At 74.2% G+C, this 9053-nt stretch carries 3 protein-coding genes; 2 read left to right on the top strand and 1 reads right to left on the bottom strand.

Annotated features, from left to right (window positions below):
* Positions 1–6: 6 nt before the first annotated feature.
* Both K7I03_RS00345 and K7I03_RS00340 read left to right on the top strand, forming a co-directional pair.
* Positions 7–4089 (top strand): type I polyketide synthase, encoded by a 4083-nt coding sequence (locus K7I03_RS00345; RefSeq protein WP_185946255.1) that lies wholly within the window; start codon positions 7–9, stop codon positions 4087–4089.
* 475 nt (positions 4090–4564) lie between these two features.
* Positions 4565–5839 (top strand): macrolide family glycosyltransferase, encoded by a 1275-nt coding sequence (locus K7I03_RS00340; RefSeq protein ID WP_185946256.1) that lies wholly within the window; start codon positions 4565–4567, stop codon positions 5837–5839.
* A 54-nt stretch (positions 5840–5893) separates the two neighbouring features.
* Here K7I03_RS00340 and K7I03_RS00335 read toward each other — a convergent pair whose 3' ends face one another.
* Complete coding sequence (locus K7I03_RS00335) at positions 5894–8788, bottom strand: helix-turn-helix transcriptional regulator (RefSeq protein WP_185946257.1); 2895 nt, start codon at positions 8786–8788, stop codon at positions 5894–5896.
* Positions 8789–9053: the final 265 nt, after the last annotated feature.

Below are 9053 nucleotides of genomic sequence, written 5' to 3'. Positions count from 1 at the left end.
ATCACCATGACCCAGCCCAGTCAGCCCAGTCAGCCGAGCCGGCCCGGCCGGCCCGGCCCCGCGCCCCGGCAGGCCGTCGCCGCCCCGGAGGCCAAGCTCGTCGACGCCCTCCGGACCTCGCTCAAGGAGACCGAGCGGCTGCGCGAACAGAACCGGAGACTGTCCGGCGCCCTGCGCGAACCGCTGGCCATCGTCGGCATGGCCTGCCGCTACCCGGGCGGCGTCCGCTCCCCGGAGGACCTGTGGCGGCTGGTCGGCGAGGAGATCGACGCCATAGCGGAGTTCCCCGAGGACCGGGGCTGGGACGTCGACGCCCTGTACGACCCCGACCCCGATCCCGACTCCGATGCCGGGAGCGACGGCACGTCCACCACCCGCCACGGCGGATTCCTCTACGACGCCGCCCACTTCGACGCCGCCTTCTTCGGCGTGGCACCCCGCGACGCCCACGCCCTCGACCCGCAGCAGCGGCTGCTGCTGGAGACGTCGTGGGAGGCGCTGGAACACGCCCGGCTGGACCCGCGCGCCCTTCGCGGCAGCAGGACGGGCGTGTTCGCCGGCGTCATGTACCACGACTACGTCAACAGCTACGGCAGCGGCAGCGTCGTGTCGGGCCGCGTCGCCTACACGCTCGGGCTGGAGGGCCCGGCGCTGTCGGTGGACACGGCGTGCTCGTCCTCGCTGGTCGCCCTGCACCTGGCCGGGCAGGCCCTGCGCAACGGCGAGTGCTCGCTCGCGCTGGCGGCCGGCGTCACCGTCATGGCCACCCCGGGCACGTACGTCGACTTCAGCCGCCAGCGCGGGCTGTCCCCCGACGGCCGGTGCAAGTCCTTCGCCGAGGCGGCGGACGGCACCGGGTTCTCGGAGGGCGTGGGCGTGCTCGTGGTGGAGCGGCTGTCGGACGCGCGCCGGAACGGGCACAGGGTGCTGGCGGTCGTCCGGGGCTCGGCGGTCAACCAGGACGGCGCCAGCAACGGACTGACGGCACCGAACGGTCCGGCGCAGCAGCGGGTGATCCGTGCGGCGCTGGCCGGCGCGCGGCTGTCGGCCGAGCAGGTGGACGTGGTGGAGGCGCACGGTACGGGGACGACGCTGGGCGATCCGATCGAGGCGCAGGCGCTGCTGGCGACGTACGGCAAGGACCGCCCGGCGGAACGGCCGTTGTGGCTGGGGTCGGTGAAGTCGAACCTCGGTCACACGCAGGCGGCGGCGGGTGTGGCGGGCATCATCAAGATGGTGATGGCGATGCGTCACGGTGTGCTGCCGAAGACGCTGCACGTGGACGCGCCGTCGTCGAAGGTGGACTGGTCGGCGGGCGCCGTGGAACTCCTCACCGAAGCCCGCCCCTGGACGTCGGACAGGGCGCGCCGCGCGGCGGTGTCGTCCTTCGGGATCAGCGGGACGAACGCGCACGTGATCCTGGAGGAAGCGCCGCAGGAGGCCCCCGCTTCCGCCCCGGAGACGTTGACGGGCCCGGTGCTCTGGCCGCTCTCCGCCACCACCCCGCAGGCCCTGCGCGCCCAGGCCCGCCGCCTGCGGGAGGCGCTTTCGGACGACGACGGCCTCGCGTCGATCGGTCTGTCCCTGGCCACGACCCGTGCCCACTTCGACCACCGCGCCGTCGTCACCGGACGCACCCGCGCGGACCTCGTCACGGCCCTGACCGCCCTCGCCGACGGCACCCCTGCCCCCGGGCTCGCCCAGGGCACGGCCCGCACCACCGGCAAGACCGCCTTCCTCTTCACGGGGCAGGGCGCACAGCGGGCGGGGATGGGCCGGGAACTGTACGAGACGTTCCCGGTGTTCGCGCGGGCGCTGGAGGAGGTGTGCACACATCTCGAACTTCCGCTCAAGGACGTTCTCTTCGGCGAGGACGGCGAGCTGCTGAACCGCACGGAGTACGCACAGCCCGCCCTGTTCGCCATCGAGACGGCACTGTTCCGACTGGTGGAGTCGTGGGGTGTGCGTCCGGAGGTGCTGGCCGGGCACTCGATCGGGGAGATCGCGGCGGCGCATGTCGCCGGGGTGCTGTCGCTGGAGGACGCCTGCACGTTGGTGGCCGCGCGTGGCCGGCTGATGCAGGCCCTGCCCGAGGGCGGGGTCATGGCCGCCCTCCAGTGCACCGAGGACGAAGCTCTCGCTCTCCTCGGTGACGCGGAGGACGCTTCCGTCGCCGCGGTCAACGGCCCGCGTGCGGTCGTGGTTTCCGGCGCCCGGGCCACTGTCGCCGCGATCGTGGAGGAGCTGCGGGAGCAGGGCCGCAAGACCTCGATGCTCAAGGTCTCGCACGCCTTCCACTCCCCGCTGATGGAGCCGATGCTGGAGGACTTCCGCACGGTCGTGGCGGGCCTGTCGTTCGCCGAGCCGCGCATCCCGATCGTGTCGACCGTCACCGGACAGCTCGCCACCGCCGAGGAGTTGACGAGCGCCGACTACTGGGTCGAGCACGTCCGCCGCCCTGTCCGCTTCGCCGACGCCGTGCGGGCCGCCGTGGCGCGTGGTGCCGTCAGGTTCGTGGAGGTCGGTCCCGACGCGGTGCTGTCGGGCATGGTGGAGGCGTGCCTGGAGCCGGACGAGGCCGAGCGGGCGGCCGTCGTGCCGTTGCTGCGCAAGGGGCGGGACGAGGCCCCGGCGGTGGTGGCGGGCGTGGGACGGCTGTACACCGCCGGTGTCTCCGTGGACTGGGCGGCGTTCCACGAGGGCAGTGGCGCGCGTGTGGTGGACCTGCCGACCTACGCGTTCCAGCACCGCCGCTACTGGATCGACTCGCCCGCCCTGTTCGGCGGCTCCGGCTCCGGCTCCCGCCCCGGCTCCGGCACCGCCGGACAGGACACGCCGGAGGCCGCCGAACCGCGGGACGACCCGGCCGCTCCCGAGCGGCTCCGCGCCCGGCTCGCCGAACTCCCGGACGTGGAAAGGGAGAAGGTGCTCACCGAGGTGGTCGTGGAACACGTCGCCCTGGTACTGGGGTATGGGTCCGTGGCCGAGGTGGACCCGGAACGCGGGTTCCTGGAGGCGGGCGTGGACTCGCTGTCCGCCGCCGAACTGCGCCGCGCCCTGGGGCGGGCCACCGGGCTGGACATCGACCCCGCCGCGGTGTTCGACCTCGGCAGCCCGGCCCGGCTCGCCGCGCACCTGCGGGCCGCGCTGGACACGGCCCCCGCGCTCCCCGACAGCGCTGTGCGTTCCGTCCGCGAGGCGTCCGCCGTACCGCGCCCGGCGGAGACGCTGGGCGAGCTGTTCCGGGCGGCGGTCCGGGAGGGGAAAATGGCGGCGGGCACCGCCCTGCTGAACGCCGCGGCCGACCTGCGCCCCTCCTTCCGTACCGCCGCCGAAGCGCGGGGCGTGCGCGAGCCGGTGACCCTGGCCCGCGGTTCCCGGGGCCCGGCCCTGATCTGCTTCCCGTCGCCGATGGCCCTCGCCGGCCCCCAGCAGTACGCGCGGCTCGCCGCGCACTTCCGGGGCGTGCGGGACGTGCACGTGGTGACCTCGCCCGGCTTCGCGGCCGGCGAACCGCTGCCCGCGTCCGTGGACGCCGCCGTCGACCACTTCGCGCACAGCGTGCGGGAGTTGGCGGGCGACGAGCCGTTCGTCCTGGTGGGCTACTCGTCGGGCGGACAGTTCGCGCACGCCACGGCCGGCCGGCTGGAGGCCGGCGGCACGCGGCCCGCCGCGATCGTCCTGCTGGACACCTACCTGCCCACCGACGGCGCGGACGACGACGCCGGTACCGGCGGCGACGCGCTGTGGGCGGGGATGCTGGACGGCATGCTGGAACGCGAGGACGCCTTCGGGACGTTCACCGCCGACCGGCTCTCCGCCATGGGCCGCTACAGCCTCTTCATCACCCGGTGTGCCCCCGGGCCCGTGGCGGCCCCCGTGCTGTTCGTCCGGCCGACGGAGCCCTTCCCCGGGCAGGCGGAGGCCGGGGAAGGCGAGGCCGACTGGCGTTCCTCCTGGCCCGCCGCGCACACCCTGCGCGAGGTCCCCGGCAACCACTTCACCCTCCTCGAAGGCGCGTCGGACACGACGGCCGAGGCCGTCGAGGCGTGGGTCGCGGCACTCGACGAGCGCCGCGGTGGGCGCTGAGCACGGCTTTGACGGCGGGTCCCCGGCCCCGGCCGCGGCGATGCCCGGCCGGCACGCCGGGGCCTCGCGTCATGGCTTCGCTTTTCTGATGTTCCGTCAGGTCCTGGCCCTGTTTGTGATCAATGCCACGGTTGCCGGGCCCTGTCACCGGAAAGTTAGTCACGGGGGGCATACGCACAGACGGTTTCGCGAAAAGCTCGAAGGACCGGACGCGGGGTCTTTCCCCTGTACAAGCGATATCCGTCGCGCATTCGACCACCACCGGTATGGCCGGGAACGCTCGGCCGCCCGGGGGCGGGCCGTCGGATGCGTCCGCACCGCGCCGCACGCGTGCTACGCTCCGGCGCCAGGCCAAGGATGCGATCTCATCAGCGAGTTGATACCGGGGCATGTGATCCCCGTGAAGATTCGTCCGGGTACCGCGCGGGCCGGTGGGAGGGACCTCGGACCCGTGCCGCGAGGGGGCGTCGCGCTCATGGAGAAGGAGCCCCCCAAGCCCGGCTACACCATTGCCGTGATCAGCGCGCCGGACGAGGCCCACACCCGGCCGATGCTGCCCATCGTGCGCGAACTGCGCCGCAGGGACCACCGGATCACCTACATCACCACCATGGAGTTCGCCGAGCGGGCCGCCACCGCCGGCGTGGACGTCCTGGTGCCCGAGTCCCGGCCCGAGTACGGGCCGTACGGAGAGGCGCGGGACCCGGCCGCGGCGCTCGACCTCTCCAGTGTCGAGGAGACGCTCGACTGCGCGGAGGAGATTTACGCCGAGTTCGCCGACGACGTCCCCGACCTCGTGCTGTACGAGTCCTCCACCCGCGTCGTCGCCCGCCTGCTCACCTGCCGCTGGAACCGGCCCGGCGTCCAGGTCTACCCCTCGTTCGCGTGGGACGACGGCCGCGGGCCCGACGCCCCGGTGTCCGACGCCCCGGTGTCCGAGGAGCGGTCGCCCGAGGAGCGGTCGCCCGAGGAGCGGTCGTCCGAGGAGTGCCTGGCGCGCCTCCCCGACGTGCTGCGAAGACGGCTGGCCCGGTTCCTGGCCTACGCCGAGCACGCCGGCGCGCCGCCGCGGGACTTCTACACCCGGGCCGAGCCGCTGTCCATCGCCCTGATGCCCAGGGCGTTCCAGAGCGGCGGGGACCGCTTCGACAGCCGGGTGGCGTTCGTCGGGCCGTGCATCCCCGAGCGCCGCATCGACGAGCGCTGGATGCCGGCGGGGAACGGGTTGCCCGTGGTGTTCCTCGCCCTGGACCCCGCGCTGCTCCGCCGGGAGCCGGGCTACCTCCGGGAGTGCGCGACGGCGCTGGCCCGCCTGCCGCTGCACCTGGTCGTCACCACCGGCGGCGCGGACGACCGCGGCCGGGAGCAGGGCGGGTTACCGCCGAACGTGGAGGTGCACGCCCGGGTGCCGCGCTCGGTGGTGCTGCGCCAGGCCTCCGCGTACATCTGCCATCCGGACGCCGGCAACGTCATGGAAGCCCTCTACTTCAACACCCCGCTGGTCGCCGTGCCGACGACCGCGTCGGAACGGGCGGTGGCGGACCGCGTGGCGGAACTCGGCCTCGGCGTACGGCTGCCGCCGGAGGCCGCCGCTCCGGAACGGCTGGTGGAGGCGGTCCGCACCCTCCTCGACGACGCCGACACCCTGCACCGGGTGCGCGGACTCCAGCGCGAGGCGCGCCGGGCGGGCGGCGCACGCCGGGCCGCGGACGAGATCGAACGCTATCTGGAGTGGATCTACGAGCCGTGACCGCGGATCCACGAGCGGGCGCGCGGGCCGGGCCGGCGCACCGGAACCGGCCGCTCAGGCGGACTCGGCGTCCGGTGCGCCCAGGCCCAGCCGGGCGGCCAGGTCCCGCCGCCGGCTGACGTCCAGCTTGCGGTAGACCCGGGTGAGGTGCTGCTCGACGGTGCTGACGGTGATGAACAGCTTCCGGCCGATCGCCCGGTTGGTCACACCCGCCGCGGCGAGTTCGGCGACCCGCCGCTCGGCGTCGCTCAGCACCTCGGCGGCGGGCGGTCTCGGCTCCTTGAGCGGACCGGCCGGACCGGCCGCCCGCTCGGACGCGGCCGGCGCCACGCCCGAAGGCGCGGAAATCGCCGTGGCCGGCGCGGCCGGAGCCGGCCGGACGACGACCTCGGGGCGCGCCCACTCCGCGGGCACCTGGCAGGACGCCATCATCTCGGCGGCCCGCCGCCCCGCCTCCTCGGCCGCCTCGCGTTCCCCCAGCGCCTCGTGGGCGTCCCGGAGGTCGGCCAGCGCCCGGGCGAGCTCGAAGCGGCCGGTGTCCGGCCGCAGCAGCTCCACGGCCTGGCGCAGGAGCCCCGGCCGGTCCTCCGGCGCCCCGGTCGCGGCCAGCAGCCGCAGGGACGTGCCCCGGGTGCGGGGCTGCCGGGTGCCGGGCCGCGTCAGCTGCTCCTCGACGAGGGCCCGGGCCCGGGTCGTGAGCCCCAGGGCCAGCGCGGCCTCGGCGGCGCCGCCGCGCCAGGGGATCAGGGCGGGCAGGTCGAGCTTCCACGCGGTCGCCAGCCGGCCGCAGCTCTCGAAGTCGGTGAGCGCCGCCGCCGGCCGGCCCGTCGCCAGGTGGAAGTGGCCACGGGCGTGGAGGTAGTGCAGGCCGTAGCGGGCCTCGAACATGGTGTCCGGCACGGGCCGCCGGATGTACCGCACCGCCTCGTCGTGCCGTCCCATCATGGTCGTGGCGAGGATCAGCACGGCGAGCGGGCTGCCGATGGCGACGCCCCAGGCCGACGCCGGGAGCCGGGCCAGCGCGGCCTCGCCGTGCCGCACGGCGGTGGCCATGTCGCCCTGCCGGAACGCCGCGTCGGCGCGCATCGCCGCGAACACCACCTGCCACATCGGCGCGTCGTGCTGCTCGGCCTCCTTGAGCAGCTCGTCGCTCCAGGCGGCGGCCTTGTCGGGATGGTCGGCGCAGAGCAGGGTCAGCAGGGCGGCGTGCAGTGACTCCAGGGTGGCGCCGCCCAGGACGACGCTGTGCAGGATGGCCTCGGCACGGGCCGCGGCGGCCTCGCCGGCGCCGTCCGCGAGCAGCCGGTAGAGCACGCTGACGGCGTGCCGGCCGAACGGACGGGCCGCGTCCGGGCCGGTCCGCGGCGCGGTGGCCAGGGTTCCGCCGGGGGACGTCATCAGCGAGGGATGCGAGTACGCCATCCAGGTCGTCAGGGCCGCCAGCTCCTCCGACTCGGTGGGGTCGGACGCTGCGCCGTACGCCTTCCACAGCGCGAGCGCCTCCCGGGCCTCCCGGTACCGGCCGTGCCAGAGCAGACCGCGGGTCAGCAGCCCGGCGTCATGGCCGTTCAGGTGCCCGGCCCGCAGCGCCTCCCACAGCAGTTCCACGTGCCGCATGGCCTTGAGGGGCGACTTCTGCCACTCGATGCGCATCCGGTCCGCGGTGAGGGCGGCGAGCTGCCGGCGGTCCGCGCACTCCTTCAGGGCCAGGTCGAGGTAGGCACAGGCGGTCGCCCTCCGGCCGGCGGCGAGCGCGCCGCGGGCGGCCTCCCGCAGGACGCCGATCATCCACGCCTCGGGGGCCTGTTCCGCCGCGCACAGCTGCTCGGCGACGGGACCCGGCGGCGCCCCGGCGTGGTGCAGCGCGGCCGCCACCCGCAGATGCAGGTCGTGCCGGGTGTCGGGCGGCGTCTCCGCCAGGACGGCCGTGCGGGTCGCGGGGTGCCGGAAGTCCTCCGGGCCGAGCAGTCCGGTGGCGGCCAGTGAGGCGATGGCGTGCTCCACCGTGGACGTGTTCATGTCGAGGGCGTGGCCGATCAGGGCCGGGGAACCGGCCGTGCCCAGCGCGGCCACCGCCCGCGCGACCGCGAGCGCCGACGGCTCCGCGAGGTAGAGGCAGTCGGTCAGCGCGGTGCGGAAGGCCGCCTCGGAGGCGGCCGGTTCCGGGACGGCCGGTTCGCCGCCCGGGCGATGGGCGGCCTCGTGGTCGTCCAGCAGGGCGGTCAGGAACAGCGGGCTGCCCCCGGAGGCCGCGTGGTACGCCTCGGTGAGCTCCCGCGCCTTCGCCGGACCGAGCCGGGCCTCGATCAGGGTGTGGACGCCCGAGCGGCTGAGCAGGTCCAGCCGTATCTTGCGGCAGTTCGGCTGGCGGAACAGCTCGGCGTGGAAGACGGGATGGGGAGAGCGCACCGTGGACAGCTCCGCGAGCAGGAGCAGCACACGGGAGGTCTTCATCCGGCGCTGGAGGAACAGCAGCATCTGCAGCGACGGACCGTCGGCGTACTGGAGGTCGTCGATGCCCACCACGACGGGGCCGCGGTCGCTCAGCTCCAGCAGGATCGACCGCAGGCCGTTGGCCACCTCGACGCTCGGCTGGTTCATCGTCTCCGGGCCGGCGTCCGGTCCCCGGGCGCCGGACGGTTCGCCGGCCAGCAGCGCGGTCGCCCGCCGCCGGAGCTCCGCCGGCAGCGTCTCGCACCGGAACAGCTGGTCCATCACGCCCAGCGGCAGTCCGGACTCGGCCCGGGACGCCATGGCGGTCAACACGAGAGCGCCGGAATTCTCCGCCTCTTTACAGAATGTTTGCAGGAGGTGGGTCTTTCCGCTGCCCGCCGGTCCGCTCACCAGCGCGACACTCCCACGCCCCGCCCCTGCTTCCGTGAGTAACCCCCCGAGCGCGGTCAACTCCGCCTTACGTTCGGCATAATCCGGACTGCGCAGCACATCCATATTCCCCCCAGCGCGCGACCATACCTGGGCCATGAACCGTAAACATAGCAACCCAGTTCGGTTGATTGCGGTCACCCTGAGCGTGGCGTAGCGGAACCTGCGATTCCGCCCCCTGTTTGCGCAACAACCTTAAAGAAACGTTCAGTTGACGGAAATTCGATTGGCTGAAATCGAACGGCCCGTGTGCAAAGAACCCTTCGTCCGCGCGGCCGGGCGGCGTCGATTCTCCAGTGGGGGACGTTGTGCGCGTTGTGCTCATCATCGG

The sequence above is a fragment of the Streptomyces mobaraensis genome (genome assembly GCF_020099395.1).
In the GTDB taxonomy this organism is placed as follows: domain Bacteria; phylum Actinomycetota; class Actinomycetes; order Streptomycetales; family Streptomycetaceae; genus Streptomyces.
Note: the sequence above shows the minus strand (reverse complement) of the source record. Positions and strands in the feature narration are given on the sequence as shown.